Source organism: Streptomyces sp. WAC 01529 (assembly GCF_003945545.1).
GTDB lineage: Bacteria > Actinomycetota > Actinomycetes > Streptomycetales > Streptomycetaceae > Streptomyces > Streptomyces anatolicus.
In genome coordinates this window covers 7,670,473-7,691,752 of record NZ_CP029617.1, presented here as the reverse complement: position 1 = coordinate 7,691,752, position 21,280 = coordinate 7,670,473, and the positions used below count along the sequence as shown (strand labels likewise).

Below are 21,280 nucleotides of genomic sequence, written 5' to 3'. Positions count from 1 at the left end.
CACCGCGCGGTGACCGGGGGCCGTGGCCTGCGGTCAGGAAGCGGCGTATGTGCCCTCGGCGGCGGTGATCTCCCGCTCTTCGAGGTGGGAACGGAGGGCTCCGGCGGCGGTGAGGGCGTCGTGCAGGTGCGGGTCGGCGGCGCGGAAGTAGGTCACGAGCCGGGTCAGTCGGCAACCGCGGGCGGCCTTGGCGCCGTAAGTCGACTCCCCGTAGTGGATGCGGAAGCCGCCGCCTCGCGCCGCGTGGGCGATGAGTTCGTAGTAGGCGAGGTTGAAGTAGCTGCCCCGGTCCTCGGTGCTGAACGCGCCGAGGCGGGGCACGAGGCGTCGGTGCGGGAGATCTTCGTAGAAGGCGACGAACCCGAGCGGGCCGCCCTCGCCGTCGGCGCGCAGGACGCGCAGTCCCGGGATCGAAAGGGCGCGCCGGAACCGGTCGCGTACGGCATCGGCGTCGGCCTCGTGCCCGTAGCGCCGGTACCGGTCGAGCTGCAGCTCCACCAGGTCGGGGGTCAGGCCCTCGGCGCCAAGGACGGCGACGCGGGGCCGACGGTCCAGGAAGCGGGCCCGTTCCTTGCGGAGCACCTTGCGCCGGTGGGAGCGGAAACCGTCGAAGTAGGCGTCGAGCCCCTCGGTGGGGACGTCGAGGACCGCGTCGGCTCCGGTGGTCACCGGCACGTACCCGCGCTCGCGCAGGATCCGGTGCAGCGCGGTCCATTCGGGTTCGTCGCGTACGTTGCCGAACTCGACCACCGGCAGGCCCTGTTCGGCCGCGATCCGCTCGGCGCCGGACACCAGAGCGGCCAGGGCCCGCTCCCCGCCCGCGGTGACACCCGGCCGTGTCGATCCGGGTGAGATGACGGCGAGGGTGTCGGTGTCCTCCACGCGCACCCGCCGCCCCAGCTCCGCCGCCTGCCGCAGCCGGTCCGACCGCGCGTCGTCCGGCAGGCGGTGCAGGAGGTCCCGTACCGGGGAGCCGAAGAGGACGGACCAGGTGGCGTAGGTGGTGTGCGGGCAGTCGTGCGGAATCACATAACAGGTCGCGAATTGCGCGCCGAGACCTCCGGGCAACGGCGCATCGCAATTTCCGGAGTCAATCGGTCCGGAACCGAGAACGTACTGCTCACGGCTGATTCTCCCTTCCTCCGCGGTCAGCCACGGAACGGTCCTCTCTATTTCCGGTGCCGGTAATCCCGGCGATATGCCGCGGGCCCAGTCGGCCACGCTGGAATGACGGGTGACCGGCATCATTGCTCTTTTCCAGGTTCTCGTCCCGAGGCACCCCGGGCGGGTTCGGCGGATGAACGGGGGCCGAATTCACGCAGGGCACGGTCCGAGACCAGTGCACCGACGGAGGCGAACGTCCAGACCGCGGCGATCCACAGCAACGGCTCGGGGCCGACGACGCTCGCGAGGAGCGGGGCGAGCACATACCCGAGCGGCAGGAAGGCGAAGGAGCCGATCGAGGAGATCGCCCCGACCCGGGACAGCCGGTCGGCCGGAACGGTCTGCTGGATGGCGGTGTTGACGAGCACGCCGTACGCGGCGATGCCTCCGCCCGCGAGGAACTGTGCGGCGCACAGGGCCGGCACTCCCGCGCCCGAGGCGAGCAGCAGGGGAGGCAGACCCATCGCCAGCAGTCCGAGCGCGGCGGTCAGGATCGGGCGGCGCAGCCGCGCGCGGCCGCAGGCGAGACTGCCCAGCAGCTCGCCCAGGGCGAAGGAGACCATCAGCAGGGCCCACCCATGGGGGGTGAGGCGCTGCACGATGCCGGGCCCGAGCACCATGAAGGGCGCGGCGACCAGAAGCAGGATGAGGCTGTCGACCACCGTCATCCGCAGCAGCCAGGGCAGGCCGCGCAGCGCCTGCCAGCCCTCGCGCAGCCCGGCCCCCGCGGGCCGGGGCGGTCCGGTGGACTCCCCACGCGGCAGGCCCGCCAGGAGTGCGGCGCTGATCAGGAAGGAGGCCCCGTCCACCGCGAGCGCCACGGAGGGCGGCCCGAGCGCGGCGCTCACCGCGGCGACGGTGGGGCCGAGCAGGGACGCCGTCCCGGTCCACGCTCCGACGAGGGCGTTGGCGGCGCCGAGGTCCGCGGGCTCGACGCAGTGCGGCAGGTAGCCGAACGTCGCGGGGTAGCCGATCGCCATCGACATGCCGAACGCGGCCTGGCAGGCGAGCGCCCACCCCAGGGGCAGGTCGGCCAGGAAGACCGCCGCCGTACCGATCTGGGCGAGCCCGCACACGACCGAGGAGGCGACCATCAACGGCCGCTTGGGCAGTCGGTCGGCGGCCACTCCCCCGATCGCAAGGAGGAGGACCTTGGGGAGGATCGCCGCGGCCATCATGGCGCCGAGCCAGACGGCGGAGGCCTCGCGCGCCACGAGACTGAGGGCCAGGGCGGTCGGCACGACCGCGTCACCGATGAGAGAAATGGCGCGGCTGATGAAGAACCGCCGGAATACCGGGGCCTTGAGGAGGGGCGTGAACTTTGCCTTCTGTTTCCCTCCCTCCGTCTTCTCTTTATTCGTCACGGACACGATCTCGAACTTCCGAGCACTTTTACCGCATTCCCCCGTGCAGGTTGAACCCGCAATTAATGTGATTAAACGATCATGAGGCTAATAGTCCACCTGCTGAGACGTCAAGGGTTTCACCGGGTACTCGGGATCACGCGGACCGAGGTCTGGCCGGATTTCTCGCCACTGTCCTGAAAGCAGCTGAGCCGACCCGCTGCCATCGGTCGGTCGACCGATGCGGGGAGGGCCGGGGCGCCGCCATAGTCCTCGGGAGATCGTTCGCGGGCGGCCCCGGTGCGCCCGGTTCTTCGAGAGGACCCTTCTGTGGACACGTATGCGGATCTGGTGTTTTTCGGCGGGCAGGTGGTCACCGTGGACGCGCGGTTCTCCGTCGCCTCGGCCCTCGCGGTGAGCGGCGGGGTCATCAGCGCCGTCGGCACGCGGGACGATGTCGCGCCGCTCGTCGGGCCCGGCACCCGGGTCGTCGATCTGCGGGGTGCGACGCTCCTTCCCGGGATCAACGATTCCCATCTGCACGGGTGCGCCTACGGCATGGCGTCGCCTCCGCTCTCCCTCGACGTCGGCCACCCCGCCGTCTCCTCGCTCGCGGACGTGGCCGACTCGGTACGGGAGGCCGTCGGGCGTGTTCCGGGCGGGCAGTGGATCACGGGGCACGGCTGGGACCCCGGTTATCTCGCGGAGTGTGTCGCCGATCCGTCGCGGATGCCCTCGCGGCACGACCTCGACGCCGTGAGCCCGGACCACCCCGTCGTCCTGTACTCCTTCTCCGGGCACGCCACCTGGGTCAACTCCAAGGCGCTGGAACTCATCGGGATCGACGCGCACACCGTCGCGCCGCCCGGCGGGGCCATCGTCGTGGACGGGGAAGGGGAGCCGACCGGGCTGCTCCACGAGGGAGCGCAGGCCCTCATCCAGAACGCGCTGCCGCCGCTGAGCCGGCAGGAGCGCATCGACGCGGTCAAGTCGGCCCTCGCCTCGCTCGCCCGGCTCGGCATCACCAGCTACACCGAGCCCGGGCTCGGCCCCGGCGGCGACGGCATCATGCGCGGCGCGCTCGGCACGCAGACCCTCGACGTCTACCGTCAGCTGCTGGCCGACGGCGAACTCACCGCCCGCCTCGGCGTCCTGCTGCTGCCCACCGGAATGGCGAGCACCGCCGAGGAGTTCGCCCGCTCCCTGGCCGGACTCGCCGCGTGCGGCGAGGCCGATCCGCGCCGCCTCGCGATCCACGGGGTCAAGATCTTCGCCGACGGTGTCGTGCCCAACAAGACGGCCTGGATGAACGAGCCGTACGTGGGCGGCGGCTGCGGCTCCCTGTGCGTGGGCGGGGAGACCGACGCCGACCGGACCGCCGAGATGGACGCCATGATCCGGCACGCCCACGTCGCCGGGCACCAGTTGGGCGTCCACGTCACCGGGGACCGGGGCTGCGACGCCGTCGCGGACTCCTTCGCGGCGGCCATGGCCGAGCACCCCCGGCCCGACGCCCGCCACTACGTCATCCACGGCGACTTCCTCACCCCGCACAGCATGAAGGTGCTGGCCGCGCACGGCTTCGGCGTCAACATGAACCCCACCATCAAGTGGACCGTCGCCGACATGGAGGAGGAGTTCGTCGGCACCGAGCGCGCGGCGTACGCGTGGCCCTACCGGGATGCCATCGACGCGGGCGTACGGGTGGCGAGCGGCTCCGACGCCCCGGTCACGGACCCCGACTGGCGCCAGGGCATCGCCACCATGGTGCTGCGCGAGTCGAAGGCCGCGGGCCGGGTCAGCGGCCCGGAGCAGCGCATCGGTCTGGCCGAGGCGATCCGTACGTACACGATCGACGCGGCCTGGCAGGACTTCGCCGACGACTGGAAGGGCTCCCTGGAGCCGGGCAAGGTCGCCGACCTCTGCGTGCTCGACGGGGACTTGCTCGGCGCCGACCCCCACGACATCCCTCAAATGCCCGTCGTGCTCACCGTCGTGGACGGGCAGGTCGTGCACGACACTCTTCGTGAGCGGGAGTCAACCGAGGGAGAGAGCCCGACCGAGCGCGATTGACGTACTCCGGGCACATGATCATCCTCGGAGAATGACAACGGAGCGGAGCACGGCGGACATCCTGGACGCGGCCGTCCACGTCCGCGAGGCGGCCAGGAGCGCCACGAGGGGTGCGGCCGGCGTCGACACGGTCCTGGCGGCGCTGTCGGAGGTGGTGGAGTACGACCACGCGTCCCTGGCCCGGTGGGATCCCCTGCGTCGCCGCCACACCACGCTGGCCGGGAGCTATCCGGACGACGCCACGGCCTACATCGAGGCCCGCCTCCACCACGACCCGGTCTTCACCGTGCTCCGCGGCCCGGCCCGGGACGGCCTCTGGCTCAGGGACGTCCCCGGCCGGCTCCTGGCGTCCTCGCCCGGCTTCCAGGAGGTCCTGGCCCCCCTCGGCATCGAGGACGGGGTGGCCCAGTGCCTGTTCGCCTCCGACGGACGGTACGTCGGCATGCTGAACGTCAGCACGCGCCGCCCCCGGCGCACGCCCGACCCGGCGCGCGCCGTGGTCACGTTGCTCACCGAGTCCCTCGCCGCGGCCCTCGACCCCCGCGTCGGCACGTCCGCCGAGGGGCCGGCCGAGGAGGCCACCCCGGAAGCACGGCGGCCCGGCGGGCTCTCGCCACGGGAGCTTCAGGTGCTGGCCGAACTGACCACCGGCCGCACCAACCGGGAGATCGCCGAGCGGCTGTACATCACGCCCCGCACCGTGGGCACCCACGTCGAACACATCCTCACCAAGCTCGACCTCCCCAACCGCGCGGCCGCCGCCGCCAGAGCCGCCGCCTGGGGGATCGAACCGGCCCGCTGACAGCCGCCGGGCCGGCAGCCCGCCTCAGATGCGTACGCCCCGGGCCCGCAGGTAGGCGAGTGGGTCTATGTCGGAGCCGAAGCCCGGTCCCGACCGCACCTCGAAGTGCAGATGCGGGCCCGTGCTGTTGCCGGTCGAGCCCGACCGGGCGATGCGCTGGGCCGCGCCGACCTTCTGGCCCGCCTTGACCGAGAGCGCCGACAGGTGCCCGTACTGGCTGTACTTGCCGTCGGCGTGGCGTATGACCACCTGGTAGCCGTAGCTGCCGCCCCAGCCCGCGGAGACGACCTGGCCCGCGGCTATGGCCCTCACGGACGTGCCGGTGGGCACGGCGAAGTCGACGCCGGTGTGGTACCCCTTCGACCAGGAGCGGCCCGCCGCGCGGTAGGGGGTGCTGGGCGAGGCGGCGACGGGGGCGACGGCCGCCGTGGAAGCGGCGGGCTCGGCCTTCTCGGTGCGCGGTGCGGGCACCTCCCGCTTCTTCTCCGGCGCGCTCTTCTTCGGGGCGCTCCGCTCCGGGGCCTTCCTGTCGGCGGCTTTCCGCTCGGCGGTCCTCTTGTCTCCCGTGGCCCCCTGGGGGGCACGCTTCCCCTGGCCGTGCACGGAGAGCCGCTGGCCCGGTGTGATCAGGTCGGGGTCGGCGCCGATGACCCGCCGGTTGGTGTCGTACAGCTGGCGCCAACCGCCCCTGACCCGGCGGTCGTCGGCGATCTCGGAGAGGGTGTCGCCGCGCACCACGGTGTACATCTCGGCGGTACCGGCGGCGGACTGCGGGGTCACTTCCGGCTTGACGTCCTTGACGTCGCGCTTCACCGGCTTCGCCTTGGCGCGGGCCGGGGCGATGTCGGGCGAGCCGCCGCCCTTGGCGAGCCCGGCCCTCGCCGAGCAGACCGGCCAGGCGCCGGGCCCCTGCGCGTCCAGGACCTTCTCGGCCACGGCGATCTGCTGGTCCTTGGTGGCCCGGTCGGCGCGCGGCGCGTATGCCGTACCGCCATACGCCTCCCAGGTGGACTGCTTGAACTGGAGGCCGCCGTAGAAGCCGTTGCCGGTGTTGATGCTCCAGTTGTTGCCGGACTCGCAGGCCGCCACCTTGTTCCAGGTGGCGACGTCGGCGGCACCGGCGGTGCCCGCGACGGTCAGCGGGAGCGCCATGCCCGCCCCACCCGCGGTGACGGTGAGTGACGCGCGGTTGATGCGGTTCGGCTGATACCGGCGGTGCCGGCCTCGTACGGCCATGGCGAGCCCCCTTGGACACACGTCATCACGGATTGCGCACAGCGACACACGACAAGCCCGCAAGCTAGCCGGTCGGACCAATCCATGACAAGTGCCGGGCGCATACGGGGCGTTGGCCGATCATGCCCTCAAATACCCCTCGAACCAGCGCAGTTGGACTTCCTGCTGGTAGGGGCCGCCACCCTCGTGATCATTGAAGGAGTACACCTCCATGGAACGCTCGCTTCCCGCGTAGGCGTTGAAGGCGGCGAACACCGTGGACGGCGGGCACGTCTGGTCCTCCAGAGCGGCCGAGAAGAGCGCGGGCGCACGCCCCCGGGCGGCGAAGTGCACGCCGTCGAAGTACGACAGCGTCCGGAAGACCCGCTCCTGCCCGCCCCGGCGAGCCTTCAGATAGAGGCCGATCTCCTTGTAGGGCTGGCGGTCGGTGAGGGTCGCGGCACGCGGGAAATCGCACAGGAACGGCACGTCGGACGCGACGGCCGCGAGGTCCGGTACGAGACCGCCGACCGCGAGGGCGAGGCCGCCGCCCTGGCTCACCCCGAGCGCGGCGACCCGCGAGGCGTCCACCAGCGGATGGGCGCGGACGGCCTCGACGGCCCGCACCGCGTCGACGTACAGCCGTCGGTAGTAGTAGTCGTGCGGGTCCTCGATGCCGCGTGTCATGAACCCGGGATACGCGGGTCCGCTGCCCACGGGGTCCGGGGTGTCGCCCTGGGCCCACCCCGCGCTGCCCTGCCCGCGGGTGTCCATGACGAAGTGCGCGTACCCGGCGGTGGCCCAGAGCAGATGCATGTGCGGCAGACCGCGTCCGCCGCCGTAGCCGATGTACTCGACGACGGCGGGCAGCGCCTGCCCGGCGTCGGCACCGGCCCCGGATACGGCTCGGGCTCCGGCTCCGGCTCCGGCTCCGGCGGGCAGAACCAGCCACCCCTTGACAGGGTGCCCGCCGAATCCGGCGTACGTGACGTCGAGGACCCGTACGCCCCGCAACGGCAGTTCCACCGCCTCGAACCGCGCGTCGAGCTCGTGCTGCCGCGCCTCCAGCAGCGTCTTCTCCCAGAAGGCGTCGAAGTCGTCGGGCTCCGGCAACTCGGGCCGGTAACGGCGCAGTTCATCGAGGGGCAGGTCGAACTGGGGCACAGGCGGCTCCTCCTTCGGACACGGTGTCGGAGGCTCACGCTATGCCAGTCGCCCCCGGGTCCGGCAGGGGCGCCCTCCCGCCCGGATCCCGGGTGAGCAGGACACGGCGGATGGGGGGCAGGGCACGGCGGCCCCGCCCCCTCACATCAGCGTCAGGACAGCGGCCCCGGCTGGGGCTCGGGCACCGGGTCGGGCCCCGGTGGCTGGGGGATCGGGGACGGCGACGGTTCCGGCGTGGGCCGCGGGTCGGGCTGCGGCACGGGGTCCGGGTCCGGGAAGGGGCCCGGCGGTACGGGGTCAGGGAACGGATGGGTCATGTCGATCCTCCAGCCAGTGCTTCGTCGGCTCCACCCCCGCCTACCCGAGCCCCCCGCCCCCAAGCCTGGCACCATTCCCGGGGCCTCGCCGCCGCTCGCCGCCGAACAGTCGCGCCCACCGGCCTGCGGCCGATGCGGTAGCGGTTGGACTCGGTGGTTGTCGGGAGGCCGCGGGGCCGTTGTGGCTGGGCGCGCAGTTCCCCGCGCCCCTTACGGGGCTCCACCTCGGCCCGCTCAGCCGCGTCCGGCTGCCCAGTCGCCCTACAACACCCCAGACACCCCACCAGCAACAGGCGCCCCGCCACCCAAGGCGCCCCCGCCAGCCCCCCGCGCCGCCGCCACAGCCGCATCAAGCCCCACCCGGGGGCTGGAGAACACCCGCGCCGACCCGCTTGGAACGAGATCCTCCGCCGCCGCCATGGACGCCTGCGCCAGCACCACCGCGTCGGCGTCCCGTACCTCGGAGACCGCCCGCGCCACGAGCGCGGCGCACCCCTCCGTGTCGCCCGCCGCGAACCGCTCCCACGCCCCGTCCACCACGACGGACCGCACCTCGGCCTCCCGCCCAGCCTTGCGCGCCTCGTCCTCGACCAGCGCCACGGTCGGCCCCAGCGTGGACTCGACGGTGGCGAGCACCACGATCCGGGGCCCCGCGGCGACGGCCGCGGCAGCCATGGGCCGGTCGACCCGGAGCACCGGAACGCCCACTTCCGGCCCCATCGCCTCGGCAACGCCGCCGATGGAGGAGCAGGTGCACAGCACGGCCGCGGCGCCTGCCCCGGCGGCCCGCAGCAGAGCGGTCCGCACGTCCGGCGCGACCGCCTCCGGCCCTTCCGACCGGGCCCGCTCAAGCAGCGACTCCACCACGTGATGCCGCAGCTCAACGCCCGGATGGTGCGCGTCCCGCAACCCGTCGAAGACGGGGACGTGAGCGGACGACGTATGCAGCAGCCCCAGGGTCACCATGCCGAGGGATCCGTCCGGACCTTGTCCAGCGCGGCCCGCGTCAGATCGTCGGAGGCGGCCGGCGCCCGCTCGGGATGGCGCTCGGCCCACTTCACGACGTACGGACAGAGCGGCACGACCGCGAGGCCCTCCCGCCCGGCGATGGCGTACAGCTCCCCGGCGAGCGCCCCCGCGACGCCCTCGCCCTGATGCGCGGCCGCCACTTCCGTGTGCACCGGCACGAGCGCGGCCACGGCCACCGGCACGGGGGCCGCCTCGGGCGCGGCTTCCGGCGCGACCTCCGGCACGGCATCGGGCTCGTCCAGCGTGAAGTACACGATCTGCCCGAGGGCCTCACCGTCGCCGTCGAACGCTTCGAGCACCCCCCGGCCCCGATCGTCACGGATTTCGACGCTCATCGACTCTCCTCGCTCGCGGTACGTGACACGCAGCCGGCGCCGGCCCGTCGAGGAGGCGGAGCCCCGCTCAGAGGCTCAACGGGTTCCGCACACTCTCCGGGTCCCCCGGCACACCCTCGGCCGGATCGTCACCGAGGGCCACCATGCGGTTGGCTTCGTCGACATGCACGACCCGGGGCCGCAGCGCCCGCGCCTCGGCGTCCTCGACCTGGGCGTAGCTGATGATGATCACCTTATCGCCGGGGTGGACGAGGTGCGCTGCGGCGCCGTTGATGCCGATGACCCCGCTCCCGCGCTCGCCCGCGATCGTGTACGTCTCCAGGCGGGCGCCATTGGTGACGTCGACGATGTGGACGAGTTCGCCGGGCAGCAGATCGGCGGCGTCGAGCAGGTCCGCGTCGATGGTGACGGATCCCACGTAGTGCAGGTCTGCCTGGGTCACCGTGGCGCGATGGATCTTGGACTTGAAGAGAGTACGCAGCACTTTGAACTCCTGAGAGACGGCTCCCTGCCAGCTTTTTGCAGGTCAGGGGCGCCTTTCACTGTACATCGGGCAGCCTTCGAATCGAGGGCTCTTCACCACATCGTGCACCGCGGTGAGCAAGCCGCTCACCTGGTGCGGTTTACGCGAAATGAGCTACCGGGAGGCGCCCGTACGCCGGGATATTCGCCCCGAGGCGCGCTCAGCGGTCCACGCGCTTGTCGTGCGGACCCGTGTCCGGGACCTCGCCCACCTCCGCCGCCGCGGGATCGAGTACGCGCGCCAGGAACGTCCGGGTCCGCTCGTGCTGCGGGTCGCCCACCACACGGTCGGGCGTGCCCTCCTCGACGATCACTCCGTCGTCCATGAAGACCACCCGGTCGGCGACCTCGCGCGCGAAACTCATCTCATGGGTGACCACCAGCATCGTCATCCCCTCCTGGGCGAGCGAGCGCATCACCGCGAGTACGTCCCCGACCAGTTCGGGGTCGAGCGCGGAGGTCGGCTCGTCGAAGAGCATCAACTCGGGGTCCATGGACAGCGCCCGGGCGATCGCGACCCGCTGCTGCTGGCCCCCGGAGAGCTGCGCCGGGTAGGACCGCTCCTTGTCGACGAGGCCCACCCGCGCGAGGTTGGCCCGCGCGATGCGCTCCGCCTCCTCCTTGCCGCGCCGCAGCACACGGCGCTGCGCGATGGTCAGGTTCTCCAGCGCCGTGAGGTGTGGAAAGAGGTTGAAGGACTGGAAGACCATGCCGATCCGGCGGCGCACGCGATCGATGTCCACATCGGGGTCGGTGACCTCCGTGCCGGCCACCGTCACCGTGCCCGACGTGGGCTGTTCCAGGAGATTGACGCAGCGCAGCAGGGTCGACTTGCCGGAGCCCGAAGGGCCGATGACACACACGACGTCACCGCGCCCGACCGTGAGGTCGATCCCCTTGAGCACCTCCAGATCGCCGAACGACTTGCGCAGCTCGCGCACCTCGATCGCCTGGCCCGAGGGTGCGGGCGCGTCGGGTGCCTTGTCCGGCTTCACGGTGCTCACCTGGCTTTCGCCGTACGGGCCTCGAGCCGCCGCACCAGATGGCCGAGCGGGAGGGTGATGACGAGATACAGCAGTCCGGCGATCAGGATCGGGGTCAGGCTCTTGTGCTCGTTCAGCGCGTCCCGGCCGAAGTTGGCCAACTCGAACTGGCCGAGCGAGAGGCCGAGCAGATAGACCAGTGAGGAGTCCTTGGTGAGCAGGATCAGCTCGTTGGTCAGCGGCGGCAGCACGATCCGGAACGCCTGCGGCATCACGATCGACACCATCGCACGCCCCGGTGACATGCCCAGTGAACGGGCCGCCTCCGTCTGCCCCTTGGGCACCGCCAGAATGCCGGCCCGGATCGTCTCGGCCATATAGGCGGCGCCCACCAGGCCCAGGGACAGCATCACCGTGACGCCCATGTCGAGCGCGACCTCGAAGGCCAGCGGCACACCGAAGCCGAGCGCGATGAACACAAGGAGGGAGGGAACGCCGCGGAAGAACTCGATATAGGCGATCGCGATCCAGCGGTACGGAGGCACCGTGGACAGCCGCATCAGCGCCAGCACGATGCCGAGCCCCAGGCCGAAGCCGAAGCCGAGCAGCGTGTAGTAGGCGGTGTTGACCAGCGCGGTGGTGATCACCTCGGGGAACAGCGCCTTGGCGATCTCCACGTCGAAGAACGCCTGGCGCAGCGTCCCCCAGTCGGCCACCAGCGCGAACACGGCCAAGGCGAGGAACAGCACGGCGTACTGGACGCCGCGGAACAACCGTGCCCGCTGCCGTCGGGACATGGACATACGCGCAGAACTCCTCTGGTCAGCCGTTTGCGTGCTTGAGGTCAGCTCTGCGGAGTGGTGCCGAACCACTTCTTGTAGATCCTGTCGTAACTGCCGTCGGTCCGAGCCTCCTTGAGGACCTCGTTGACCTTCTTGCGCAGTGAGTCGTTGCCCGTGCGGAAGCCGAGCCCGTACTTCTCACCGGTGTCGAACTCCGCGGTCACCTCGGTGTCCGGGTTGTCCTTGATGTAATCGAAGAGCACGCCGTTGTCGTTGATGCCCGCGTCGACTTTTCCGGCCTTGACCGCGGTGAGCAGCAGGCCGACGTCCTCGTACTCCACGAGCTCCATGTCGAGGCCCTTGCTCTCCTTCTTGGCGTAGATGCCGCCGGTGGTGGCCTTCTGGTAGCCGAGCTTCTTTCCCTTGAGGTCCTGGAAGGTCTTGTAGGGCTTCCCCTTCTTGGTGATCAGCGCCTGGGTGGCGTTGAAGTAGGGGTCCGAGAAGTCCATGACCTTGTCGCGCTCGTCGGTGATCGTCATGCCCGCGGCGGCCAGGTCGCACTTGCGGATGTTGAAGTCCTGGCCGGTTTCGATGCCCTCGAACGGTGTGTTGACGATCTCCTGCTCGACCCCCAGTTCCTTGGCGACCAGGTCGACCAGATCCACGTCGAAACCGACGATCTCGCCGTCCTTCTTCGACTGGAACGGCGGATAGGGCAGATGCGTGCAGGTCTTGATTTTGCCGGACGAGACGAGCTTGATCCCGGCGGCGCCCTTGTCGCCGTCGCTGTCGGGCTTGGTGCTGGTGCAGCCCGCCATCAGCAGTCCGGCGACTGCGGTCAGGGCTATGGCAGCCACCGGGGAACGAACGGGCTTCGAGGGGCGAGCGGACACAGGACCTCCAGGGCAGGCTCGATCCAGGGCGCGATCGAGGTCAACAGCGCTGTGTGCTGCGCGAGTTGCGGTGCATCCTGCCACCGGCCAGGGCTCTTGTCCTGCCTTCGGGACTGTGTAGGAGCGTCGAGTAGTTCAATGGGCTTCTTCCAGGAGGCCCGCCGCGTGCGCGGTCCGCTGGTACAGCACGTACCGCCCGTCTCTGACCTTGGTGACGAGGCGTGCGCGGTGCAGGGCGCTGAGGTGGTAGGAGACGGTGCCCGGGGTGTATCCGGTCCGGGCGGCCAGTTCCGCGGTGGACCGGGCGGTTTCGAGGTCCGCCAGCAAGGCCGCCCGGGCGTTGCCGACCACTTGCGCGATCTTTCCGGACTCGCGATCCCGGTCGGCTCCGATCCGCTGGGCAGGGTAGTAGAAGACGAGTTGCCCAGGGGTGTCGACCTGGATGATGACGGCGGGCCGGTCGAGCACGCTGGGGATGAGGACCAGGTCCCGGCCGATGACATCGATTTCGGCATCCCACGGCTTGGCGAGGGTGATCGCGTCGCCCGTCCAGGCCATGTCGGGGTGGAGCGTTCCGAGCGTCCGGCCGACGCCGTGGGTGGCGCCGGCTGTCGCGCGGTGGGCGATGTCCTGATCGATGATCGAGCGCAGTTCGGGCCAGCCCTCGGCCAAGGTGTCACGCCAGAACCGGGCGAGACCGTTGGCGAGACGGCGCTGCATCTGCCCCGACTCCGCGATCCGGCGGGTGGTGGTCGGCAGCGGCCTGCTCCAGTGGGTCCGGGTGTGGGTGAAGACCTGGGTTTCGAGGTCGTCCTGCGCCACGGCCTCGATGTGCGCGATCTGCTCGTCGATCAGGTCGCGGCGCTGTGCGTCCGTTCCTGGCTGAGGGGTGAGCAGGTCAGGTCTGTAGGTGTCGCCGTTCCGCGGCAACAGGTCGACGAGCAGGGCGACATCGGGATGGGCAAGTGATGCTCGGGCGAGTGGTCCGGGATCCCCGAAGACCGGGTGCCGTCCCGACGCGGCGGTGAGCCTCAGCCACGCCACGGCTTCCGAAGCGGGTGAAGGCGCCAGCCGTGTCCTGGACACCGTATCGGCGTCTACACACAGGGTGAGCACCGTCCCGACGCTAGCAGTCGTCGCGATGGATTTGAACCGGCTCGAATGCTTTCCGGCGCGACGTTCCCCCGTGGTGAAGTCGTGTCGCCGAACAGCGGCAGCAACGTCCACCCGAGGGACCTGGGAGTGGTTGTCATGGTGAGGTTGAAGGACGCACCGAAGGTGAAGAGCCGCACGAGGAGGGTCGGCGTGGCCGTGACCGCGGCCGCATCGGTCGCCGGGATGGCCTTCGCGGCGACACCCGCGACCGCCGTCGGCACCGCTGCCGCCGACATCTCGATCGTGTACGGGGCGAGTTACTACAAAGGCACGGCCACCTGGTCCAACCGGTCGGTGGGTATCGACGCCTCCTTCAAGGCCAGCAATTGCCGGCGGGTCTACGCGCGGGCGTGGGCCGGTGACACCTCACTGGACTTCAAGAGCAGCAGCACTTGGTGCAATCGATCCGGGCCGGCGGACTTCACCCTTATCGCGGACGTCGTCGGGGGGTCCGACAGCATCTGGGTCTACATGACCGACGAGAACCAGAAGTACCTCAAGGGGCAGACCTGTTACCGCGCCGGCTACTGCATCGACGGCCTGCACTAGTACTGCCGACCGCGGCTTCGCCGAAGCCGCGGTCGGGCTGCCGTAGTCCCCATCCTGGAGATCACATGAAGACTCATCTCGCCGCCGCCCTCGGTTCCGTCGTGCTGACCGCGGGCACCTTGCTGGGCGCTCCCGCCGCCGGCGCGCAGACAGCCCCTTACCCGACCACCCCTTTCGACATCACGATCGGCGCCAGCTCCGTCCGCGGGACCCTGACGTGGCGCGACCGGTCGGTCGGGGCCGCTGGAACACACCGGGTCGTCGGCTGCGGCAGGGTGTGGTTCAGCACGTACGGTGCCTCTGGCAACGAACTCGGCACTTGGAGCAGCCGCACTCGGTGCGACGGGATATACCAGTTCAATGCCGAATTGCCCGCGGATGTGCCCGGCGGGGCGACGGCCGTCAGGATCTGCCTCGATGCGAACTCGACACTCAAGTGCGGGTGGTACAACCGGCCCTGATGCGTCCGCACCACACCCGAACGCCCCGCTGCTGTTGGCACGCGCGCGCCGATGTGGTTTTGCTGGGGGCGAGTGCGCGTCCGGAGGGCGAGGTGCGCGTCGCGCGGGGGTCGACCGGTCGCCTCCGCATGACGCCGCACGACCGGGGAACCCGCGCGCGGGAAGCCGCGATCACCGCGGCTTCGAACGACAGCCGCCGCGAGGAGAGAGTGATGCGGGCACTGACGTGGCACGGCAGGCGCGATGTGCGGGTCGAGACCGTGCCGGACCCGGTACTGAAGGAGCCGACGGACGTGATCGTCCGCGTGACGTCCACGGGCATCTGCGGTTCGGACCTGCACCTGTACGAGGTGATGGGGCCCTATCTGGACGCCGGTGACATCCTCGGCCACGAACCCATGGGGATCGTCGAGGAGATCGGCTCCGGGGTGACGGAGCTGGCGGTGGGCGACCGGGTCGTCGTGCCGTTCAACGTCTCGTGCGGCGACTGCTTCATGTGCGACGCCGGACTGCACTCCCAGTGCGAGACGACACAGAACCGCGAGCAGGGCATGGGCGCCTCGCTCTTCGGCTACACCAAGCTGTACGGGCAGGTGCCCGGCGGCCAGGCGGAACTGCTGCGCGTGCCCTTCGGCAACACGCTTCCCATCAAGGTCCCCGAGGGCCCGCCCGACGACCGGTTCGTCTACCTCTCCGATGTGCTGCCCACCGCGTGGCAGGCCGTGGAGTACGCCGCGATCCCGCCCGGCGGCACCGTGACCGTGCTCGGTCTCGGGCCGATCGGCGCGATGGCCGCCCGCATCGCCCTGCACCGCGGGGCGAGCCTGGTGGTGGGCGTCGACCTCGTCCCCGAACGGCTGAGCCGCGCGTCCCGGGACGGCGTCAAGGCGCTGGATCTGCGCCGGTACGGCAAGGACATCGGCGAGGCGGTGCGCGACCTGACCAAGGGCCGCGGCACGGACGCCGTCATCGACGCCGTCGGCATGGAGGCGCACGGCGCGCCGCTGGTCAAGGCGGCGCAGTGGGGCGTGGGGATGCTGCCCGACGCCGTCGGCGCGAAGGTCATGGGGAAGGTGGGCGTCGACCGCCTGGGCGCCCTGTACGCGGCGATCGACATCGTCCGCCGCGGCGGCACGATCTCCCTCTCCGGTGTCTACGGCGGGGCCGCGGATCCGCTGCCGCTCCTGACGATGTTCGACAAGCAGCTCCAGCTGCGCATGGGCCAGGCCAACGTCAAGCGCTGGGTCGACGACATCCTCCCGCTGCTGACCGACGACGACCCCCTCGGCGTCGACGGCTTCGCCACCCACCACCTCTCCCTGGAGGAGGGCCCCAAGGCGTACGAGACGTTCCAGGCGAAGGAAGACAGCATGATCAAGACCCTTCTCCGCCCGTGACCGGGCCGACCAAGGAGTTCCCAGTGCGCCAGGCATCAGCTCCCCGCGGCCGGGCTGTCGACGATCTGAGCGGGCGGTCGGCCGTCGTGACCGGCGGTTCGCGCGGCCTCGGCCTCCTCTTGGCGGACCGGCTGACCTCCCGGGGCTGCGCCGTCACGCTCGCCGCGCGCGATCGCGGGGAACTCGACCGGGCGCGCGCCAAGCTCCTGCACCGGCAGCCGCGGGCCAGGGTGCGTACGGCGATCTGCGATGTCCGGGACCAAGCGGCCGTGCGGGAGCTGTTCGCCTCCGCCGACAGGGACTGCGGCGGCGTCGATCTCGTCATCGCGAACGCGGGCATCATCCAGGTCGCTCCGCTGGAGTCGCTGCGGGCCGAGGACTTCGACGACGCGATGCGCTCGATCTTCCAGGGCGCCCTGCACGCGTCGCTGGAGGCCCTCCCCTACCTCAGGGAGAGCCCCGGCGGCGGGCGGCTGGCGCTGATCTCGTCCGTGGGCGGGCTCCTCGGCGTTCCGCATCTGCTGCCCTACGCCTGCGCCAAGGCCGCGGTCGGCACGCTCGCGGAGGGGCTGCGGGCCGAGACGGCGGGGTCCGGGGTGAGCGTGACGGCCGTATACCCCGGTCTGATGCGCACCGGCTCGCATCTGCACGCCGAGTTCGGCGGCGCGCAGGACCGGGAGTACGGGTGGTTCTCCACGCTGGCGGGCGCCCCGCTGGTGTCGATGAACGCGCAGCGCGCCGCCGAGCGGATCGTGCGGGCCACCGTCCGGCGCCGGGCCCGCCTCGTGCTCACCCCCGGGGCGCGCGTCGCCGACCTGGCGCACGGGCTCGCCCCGGCCACGACCACCCGGCTGAGCGGCGTCGCCGCGCGGTTCCTGCCCGCGGCGCCCGCTCACCCCCGGGGTATGCGGGAGGGCAAGGACATCGACCCGCCCCGGGGGCCGGTGGCCGGCACCGTCCAGCGGGCCGGGAGCGCGATGAACGAACGGGCCGCCGACGCATACAACGAGCGGGACGGGGACACCCCGAAGGGGTGAGCGGGACGTCCGGGCACAGGGGGGCCGAAACTGGGCGATATGCCCGAAAGGAGGCCACCGGAGCACGCAGTGTGTCCGGTGGCCATGAGAGAGCGAGGTCACCATGCCGGCTGGATCCAGCAACAAGCGTGAGCGTCAGTACGAACACATCAAGGAGAGCGCCGAGGACCGCGGCGCCTCCAAGAGCCGGGCCAAGGAGATCGCGGCCCGGACGGTCAACAAGGAGCGGGCCCGCTCGGGCGAGTCCAAGACCGCGAGCAGGACGTCGACGAAGGACCCGAAGTCCGCCTCGCAGCGCGGCGGCGAGCGCTCGCACAGCGGCGCCCAGGGCCCCACGAAGGACCAGCTCTACGAAGAGGCGAAGAAGAAGAACATCGACGGCCGCTCGTCGATGAACAAGCAGCAGCTGAAGAAGGCGCTCGGCCGCTGACGAGCGCGGGGCCCGCGGCGGTCCGGCCGCCGTGGGCCCCTTCAGCGGGGGCGGGCCGCGGGCAGTTCCACGGTGACGCGGAGCCCGCCGTCGGGGCGCGGGGTGAGGGTGAGCGTTCCGTCGTGCGCCCGTGTCATGGTCTGGACGATCGCCAGGCCGAGGCCGACGCCCGCGCCGTCGGCGTGGACGCGCCGGGTGCCGCGCAGGAACGGTTCGGTGAGGGTCGAGGTCAGCTTCGGGGTGAGCTTCTCGCCGGTGTTCTCGACGGTGAGTACCACCGTCTCGGTACGGACGCCGCCGCTATGGACGCCTGTATGGACCCCGGTCCGGATGCCGGTATGGACCCACACCGTCCCCTGTCCGGGCAGGTTGTGGACGATCGCGTTGTGCACGAGGTTCGTGGCCAGTTGCAGCAGGAGCGCCGGTGACCCCCGCGTGCAGGCGATCTCGCCGCTGGTCTCCAGGGTGACGCCGTACTGTTCCGCCAGGGGCAGGAGCGTCTCGGTGGCTTCTTCGGCGACGAGGGACAGGTCGACGTACTCCAGGGTGAAGGACCGCTGGTCGGCGCGGCTGAGCAGGAGCAGCGCCTCGGTGAGGTCGATGGCGCGGGTGTTGACGGCGTGGAGGCGGTCGACGAGTTCGCCGGTGTCGTGGTGCGGATCGGTGCGGGCCACGTCGAGCAGTGCCTTCGAGATCGCCAGCGGGGTGCGCAGCTCGTGCGAGGCGTTGGCCGCGAAGCGCCGCTGTTCGGCGACGTGTGCTTCGAGCCGTACGAGCATCATGTCGAAGGCGTCGGCGAGTTCGCGGAACTCGTCCTTGCGGCCCGGCAGTTGGATCCGGTGGGAGAGTGAGCCGTTCGTCGCGGTGCGGGTGGCCTCCGTGATCCGGGTCAGCGGGGCGAGCATGCGGCCGGCGAGGATCCACCCCCCGAGCAGGCCGAATACGAGCAGGAACGCCAGTACGGCCGCTGCCGCCGGGGCGAAGCTGTGCAGGAGGAGCTGGCGGTTGGGGTTCTCGTGGAGTAGTCGGCGGTTCCAGTCGTCGGGGACGTTGCGCAGGAGGAACACCCACACGGTGGCGAGCAGCATGGCGCCCGCGACCATGAGGAAGCCGGCGTAGCTGAGGGTGAGTTTGACGCGCACGCTCAGCCCGGGCGCCCTATCCACGCCCGCCTCCCTGAGGTCCGGTGCCGGGTGCCGTGTCGATGCGGTAGCCGACGCCCGGCACGGTGGCGATGACCCAGGGCTCGCCGAGCCGTTTGCGCAGTGCCGAGACGGTGATGCGCACGGCGTTGGTGAACGGGTCGGCGTTCGCGTCCCACGCGCGCTCCAGGAGTTCCTCGGCGCTGACGACACCGCCTTCGGCGGCGACCAGGACGTCGAGCACGGCGAACTGCTTCCTGGTCAGGGCGACATAGCGGCCGTCCCGGTAGACCTCGCGGCGGAACGGGTCGAGCCGCAGTCTCGCGATCTCCCGCACGGGCGGTCTGCTGTGGGCGCGTCTGCGGTCGAGCGCCCTGAGCCTGAGGGCGAGTTCCTGGAGTGCGAAGGGTTTCGTCAGGTAGTCGTCGGCGCCGAGTTCGAACCCGGACGCCTTGTCGTCGAGACGGTCGGCGGCGGTGAGCATGAGGATCGGCATGCCGGTTCCGGAGGCGACGATGCGTGCCGCGATCTCGTCACCGTTCGGTCCGGGGATGTCGCGGTCGAGGACGGCGATGTCGTAGGCGTTGACGCTCAGCATTTCCAGAGCCGTGCCACCGTCTCCCGCGATGTCGGCCGCGATCGCTTCCAGGCGTAGGCCGTCGCGGATGGCCTCCGCCAGAAAGGGTTCGTCCTCGACGATCAACACGCGCATGGTCTCGATGCTACGAGCCCGCGCATATCGCCGGCGTATCGAAAATCCCATACGGGCCGGCAACACCGCACTGCCTTGACTGGCGGCATGAATCAGCCACCACTCTCAGCGCGGACCTCGACCGGCCCCCTTCACCGACGCCTTGTCGTCGGCGTGGCAGCCGTCATCGCGGCGATCGCCGCGACCCTCGGATATCAGGCGCAGAACTCCTCGTCGTCCCCTCCTTCCTCCCATTCCCCTTCCTCCTCGGCTGCCCCGCCCTCGAAATTCGCCCACGGTGCCGTCCCCGACGGCACCACGGTCTTCGACGAGGACGTTCCGGCTGTGGCAAAGCTCGATCCGGAATTACTCGAGGCCCTCCGCAGGGCCGCGGAGAAAGCCGCGAGCGAGGGAGTCTCCCTCTACGTCAACGGCGGCTGGCGTTCCCCGCGGTACCAGGAGCGGCTGCTGCGCGAGGCGATCGCCGAGTACGGGTCCGAAGCCGAGGCCGCCCGTTGGGTGGCCACCGCGAAGACGTCCCCCCATGTGTCGGGGGAGGCGGTCGACATAGGGCGCTCCCCCGCGACGGCGTGGCTTTCCGAGCACGGCGCCGCGTACGGACTCTGTCAGATCTACCGGAACGAACCCTGGCACTACGAACTGCGGCCCGAAGCGATCGGGCGCGGTTGCCCGCAGATGTACGCCGACCCCACCCAGGACCCGAGGATGCAGAAGTGATCGGTAGCGAGCAGGAAGAGGCGATCGTGCACGCCGAGACGACGGAGCCGACCAGTCAGGCGGGTCCCGGACCCTGGAGGCGCGGCCCGGTGTTCGCGGTGCTCGCGCTGCTGCTGGGTCTGCTCATGCTGCTGCACGCACAGCTCACGGACCGCGGGGGTGTCGGCAGCCTGGTGGAGACCTTCCTGCCGTGGTTCGGCCTGGGCATCCCGGTACTGCTGGCCGGGGCGTTGTGGCGCCGTTCCGCCTCCGCGCTGGTCGCGCTGCTGCTGCCGGTCGTGGTGTGGCTGAGCTTCTTCGGCGGGCTGCTCACCGACAAGTCCCGCTCGGGCGGCGATCTCACCGTGGTCAGCCACAACGTCGGCGCCGAGAACCCCGACCCGGCGGGCACCGCCCGTGAGCTGGCCGCCTCCGGCGCGGACGTGCTCGCCCTCCAGGAGATCACCGCGCGGGCGAAGCCGGTGTACGAGAAGGAGCTGGCGCAGGAGTATCCGCACCACACCGTGCGGGGCACGGTCGGGCTGTGGAGCAAGCTGCCGCTGTCGGACACCCGCCCGGTCGACACCCTGATGGACTACGGGCCACTGGCGGCCACCAAGCCAGCCGCCGTCAAGATGGCCTACAACCGGGCGCTGCGCACCACGGTGGCCACGGACGAGGGCCCCCTGGCGGTGTACGTGGCCCACCTGGGCTCGGTGCGGGTGCTTCCCCGAACCGGCTTCGGGACCGGCGGCAGGGACCGCGGCGCGCAGGCGCTGGCCAAGGCGATCGCCGCCGAGCGCAACGAACGGGTGGTGCTGCTCGGTGACTTGAACGGCACCATGGAGGACCGCGCGTTCGCCGGCCTCACCTCGCATCTGCGCTCGGCCCAGGACGCGGCCGGGGACGGCTTCGGCTTCAGCTGGCCGGCGAGGTTCCCGGTGGCGCGGATCGACCAGATCCTGGTCCGGGGCGTGGAGCCGCGCAGCTCCTGGGTGCTGCCCGCCACCGGCAGCGACCACCGGCCGGTGGCGGCGGGAATCAGCGGCTGAGACACCGCGCGAAACCCGAGGGACTCT

The 21,280-nt window shown here is 71.0% G+C and carries 22 protein-coding genes; 9 read left to right on the top strand and 13 right to left on the bottom strand.

Going from position 1 to position 21,280, the window contains the following annotated elements:
• Positions 1 to 33 precede the first annotated feature (33 nt).
• Together DMA15_RS34010 and DMA15_RS34005 are read right to left on the bottom strand one after the other, a co-directional pair.
• Positions 34 to 1,068: a hypothetical protein gene (locus DMA15_RS34010; protein ID WP_125516502.1), complete on the bottom strand. Its 1,035-nt coding sequence runs from the start codon at positions 1,066 to 1,068 to the stop codon at positions 34 to 36.
• Positions 1,069 to 1,244: 176 nt separating this feature from the next.
• Positions 1,245 to 2,534 (bottom strand): MFS transporter, encoded by a 1,290-nt coding sequence (locus DMA15_RS34005; protein WP_164551884.1) that lies wholly within the window; start codon positions 2,532 to 2,534, stop codon positions 1,245 to 1,247.
• A gap of 303 nt (positions 2,535 to 2,837) precedes the next feature.
• Here DMA15_RS34005 and DMA15_RS34000 point away from each other — a divergent pair, with 303 nt between their 5' ends.
• Both DMA15_RS34000 and DMA15_RS33995 read left to right on the top strand, forming a co-directional pair.
• Complete coding sequence (locus DMA15_RS34000) at positions 2,838 to 4,580, top strand: amidohydrolase (protein WP_125516500.1); 1,743 nt, start codon at positions 2,838 to 2,840, stop codon at positions 4,578 to 4,580.
• Positions 4,581 to 4,611: 31 nt separating this feature from the next.
• Positions 4,612 to 5,382, top strand: coding sequence for a LuxR C-terminal-related transcriptional regulator (locus tag DMA15_RS33995; protein ID WP_125516499.1), 771 nt, complete (start codon positions 4,612 to 4,614; stop codon positions 5,380 to 5,382).
• A 24-nt stretch (positions 5,383 to 5,406) separates the two neighbouring features.
• Here DMA15_RS33995 and DMA15_RS33990 read toward each other — a convergent pair whose 3' ends face one another.
• The 9 genes from DMA15_RS33990 to DMA15_RS33950 form a co-directional block, all read right to left on the bottom strand.
• Entirely contained in the window at positions 5,407 to 6,618 is a 1,212-nt protein-coding gene (locus tag DMA15_RS33990) for a transglycosylase family protein (RefSeq protein ID WP_125516498.1), read from the bottom strand.
• A gap of 120 nt (positions 6,619 to 6,738) precedes the next feature.
• The gene (locus tag DMA15_RS33985) at positions 6,739 to 7,761 is read right to left on the bottom strand and encodes an acetylxylan esterase (RefSeq protein ID WP_125516497.1); all 1,023 of its coding nucleotides are present in this window, start codon (positions 7,759 to 7,761) and stop codon (positions 6,739 to 6,741) included.
• 578 nt (positions 7,762 to 8,339) lie between these two features.
• Entirely contained in the window at positions 8,340 to 9,044 is a 705-nt protein-coding gene (locus tag DMA15_RS33980) for an aspartate/glutamate racemase family protein (protein ID WP_125516496.1), read from the bottom strand.
• Positions 9,038 to 9,442: a GNAT family N-acetyltransferase gene (locus tag DMA15_RS33975; protein ID WP_125516495.1), complete on the bottom strand. Its 405-nt coding sequence runs from the start codon at positions 9,440 to 9,442 to the stop codon at positions 9,038 to 9,040. Before DMA15_RS33975 ends, DMA15_RS33980 begins: the two co-directional genes overlap by 7 nt.
• Before the next feature lie 67 nt (positions 9,443 to 9,509).
• Positions 9,510 to 9,926: an aspartate 1-decarboxylase gene (gene panD / locus DMA15_RS33970; protein ID WP_125516494.1), complete on the bottom strand. Its 417-nt coding sequence runs from the start codon at positions 9,924 to 9,926 to the stop codon at positions 9,510 to 9,512.
• Positions 9,927 to 10,125: 199 nt separating this feature from the next.
• A complete protein-coding gene (locus DMA15_RS33965; RefSeq protein WP_125516493.1) occupies positions 10,126 to 10,959 on the bottom strand; it encodes an amino acid ABC transporter ATP-binding protein in 834 nt (277 codons plus the stop codon).
• A gap of 5 nt (positions 10,960 to 10,964) precedes the next feature.
• Positions 10,965 to 11,750: an amino acid ABC transporter permease gene (locus tag DMA15_RS33960; RefSeq protein WP_125516492.1), complete on the bottom strand. Its 786-nt coding sequence runs from the start codon at positions 11,748 to 11,750 to the stop codon at positions 10,965 to 10,967.
• A gap of 41 nt (positions 11,751 to 11,791) precedes the next feature.
• Positions 11,792 to 12,547 (bottom strand): ABC transporter substrate-binding protein, encoded by a 756-nt coding sequence (locus DMA15_RS33955; RefSeq protein ID WP_125518191.1) that lies wholly within the window; start codon positions 12,545 to 12,547, stop codon positions 11,792 to 11,794.
• A 210-nt stretch (positions 12,548 to 12,757) separates the two neighbouring features.
• On the bottom strand, positions 12,758 to 13,666 hold the full coding sequence (locus DMA15_RS33950; RefSeq protein ID WP_206302892.1) for a helix-turn-helix domain-containing protein: 909 nt from the start codon (positions 13,664 to 13,666) through the stop codon (positions 12,758 to 12,760).
• Positions 13,667 to 13,927: 261 nt separating this feature from the next.
• Here DMA15_RS33950 and DMA15_RS33945 point away from each other — a divergent pair, with 261 nt between their 5' ends.
• From DMA15_RS33945 to DMA15_RS33925, 5 genes are all read left to right on the top strand, one after another.
• On the top strand, positions 13,928 to 14,326 hold the full coding sequence (locus DMA15_RS33945; protein ID WP_125516490.1) for a hypothetical protein: 399 nt from the start codon (positions 13,928 to 13,930) through the stop codon (positions 14,324 to 14,326).
• Positions 14,327 to 14,391: 65 nt separating this feature from the next.
• Positions 14,392 to 14,787, top strand: a complete 396-nt coding sequence (locus tag DMA15_RS33940) for a hypothetical protein (protein WP_125516489.1) — start codon at positions 14,392 to 14,394, stop codon at positions 14,785 to 14,787.
• Positions 14,788 to 14,999: 212 nt separating this feature from the next.
• A complete protein-coding gene (locus tag DMA15_RS33935) occupies positions 15,000 to 16,184 on the top strand; it encodes an alcohol dehydrogenase catalytic domain-containing protein (protein ID WP_125516488.1) in 1,185 nt (394 codons plus the stop codon).
• 23 nt (positions 16,185 to 16,207) lie between these two features.
• Positions 16,208 to 17,221 (top strand): SDR family oxidoreductase, encoded by a 1,014-nt coding sequence (locus DMA15_RS33930; protein WP_240660082.1) that lies wholly within the window; start codon positions 16,208 to 16,210, stop codon positions 17,219 to 17,221.
• 103 nt (positions 17,222 to 17,324) lie between these two features.
• On the top strand, positions 17,325 to 17,651 hold the full coding sequence (locus tag DMA15_RS33925) for a hypothetical protein (protein ID WP_030793208.1): 327 nt from the start codon (positions 17,325 to 17,327) through the stop codon (positions 17,649 to 17,651).
• 41 nt (positions 17,652 to 17,692) lie between these two features.
• Here DMA15_RS33925 and DMA15_RS33920 read toward each other — a convergent pair whose 3' ends face one another.
• Both DMA15_RS33920 and DMA15_RS33915 read right to left on the bottom strand, forming a co-directional pair.
• The gene (locus DMA15_RS33920; RefSeq protein ID WP_206302891.1) at positions 17,693 to 18,817 is read right to left on the bottom strand and encodes a HAMP domain-containing sensor histidine kinase; all 1,125 of its coding nucleotides are present in this window, start codon (positions 18,815 to 18,817) and stop codon (positions 17,693 to 17,695) included.
• Positions 18,810 to 19,505 (bottom strand): response regulator transcription factor, encoded by a 696-nt coding sequence (locus DMA15_RS33915; protein WP_125516487.1) that lies wholly within the window; start codon positions 19,503 to 19,505, stop codon positions 18,810 to 18,812. Before DMA15_RS33915 ends, DMA15_RS33920 begins: the two co-directional genes overlap by 8 nt.
• An 87-nt stretch (positions 19,506 to 19,592) precedes the next feature.
• On the opposite strand from DMA15_RS33915, the gene DMA15_RS33910 reads away from it, so the two are divergent.
• On the top strand, positions 19,593 to 20,222 hold the full coding sequence (locus DMA15_RS33910) for a M15 family metallopeptidase (protein WP_125516486.1): 630 nt from the start codon (positions 19,593 to 19,595) through the stop codon (positions 20,220 to 20,222).
• 26 nt (positions 20,223 to 20,248) lie between these two features.
• The gene (locus DMA15_RS33905; RefSeq protein WP_240660323.1) at positions 20,249 to 21,253 is read left to right on the top strand and encodes an endonuclease/exonuclease/phosphatase family protein; all 1,005 of its coding nucleotides are present in this window, start codon (positions 20,249 to 20,251) and stop codon (positions 21,251 to 21,253) included.
• The last annotated feature ends 27 nt before the right edge of the window (positions 21,254 to 21,280 follow it).

What these genes read in the sequence shown, in the direction of transcription:
- DMA15_RS33995 (WP_125516499.1), top strand. Translation starts at nt 4,612, where the DNA reads ATGACAACGGAGCGGAGCACGGCGGACATCCTGGACGCGGCCGTCCAC.
- DMA15_RS33990 (WP_125516498.1), bottom strand. Translation starts at nt 6,618, where the DNA reads ATGGCCGTACGAGGCCGGCACCGCCGGTATCAGCCGAACCGCATCAAC.
- DMA15_RS33980 (WP_125516496.1), bottom strand. Translation starts at nt 9,044, where the DNA reads ATGGTGACCCTGGGGCTGCTGCATACGTCGTCCGCTCACGTCCCCGTC.
- DMA15_RS33975 (WP_125516495.1), bottom strand. Translation starts at nt 9,442, where the DNA reads ATGAGCGTCGAAATCCGTGACGATCGGGGCCGGGGGGTGCTCGAAGCG.
- DMA15_RS33960 (WP_125516492.1), bottom strand. Translation starts at nt 11,750, where the DNA reads ATGTCCATGTCCCGACGGCAGCGGGCACGGTTGTTCCGCGGCGTCCAG.
- DMA15_RS33955 (WP_125518191.1), bottom strand. Translation starts at nt 12,547, where the DNA reads ATGGCGGGCTGCACCAGCACCAAGCCCGACAGCGACGGCGACAAGGGC.
- DMA15_RS33940 (WP_125516489.1), top strand. Translation starts at nt 14,392, where the DNA reads ATGAAGACTCATCTCGCCGCCGCCCTCGGTTCCGTCGTGCTGACCGCG.
- DMA15_RS33935 (WP_125516488.1), top strand. Translation starts at nt 15,000, where the DNA reads ATGCGGGCACTGACGTGGCACGGCAGGCGCGATGTGCGGGTCGAGACC.
- DMA15_RS33925 (WP_030793208.1), top strand. Translation starts at nt 17,325, where the DNA reads ATGCCGGCTGGATCCAGCAACAAGCGTGAGCGTCAGTACGAACACATC.
- DMA15_RS33915 (WP_125516487.1), bottom strand. Translation starts at nt 19,505, where the DNA reads ATGCGCGTGTTGATCGTCGAGGACGAACCCTTTCTGGCGGAGGCCATC.
- DMA15_RS33910 (WP_125516486.1), top strand. Translation starts at nt 19,593, where the DNA reads ATGAATCAGCCACCACTCTCAGCGCGGACCTCGACCGGCCCCCTTCAC.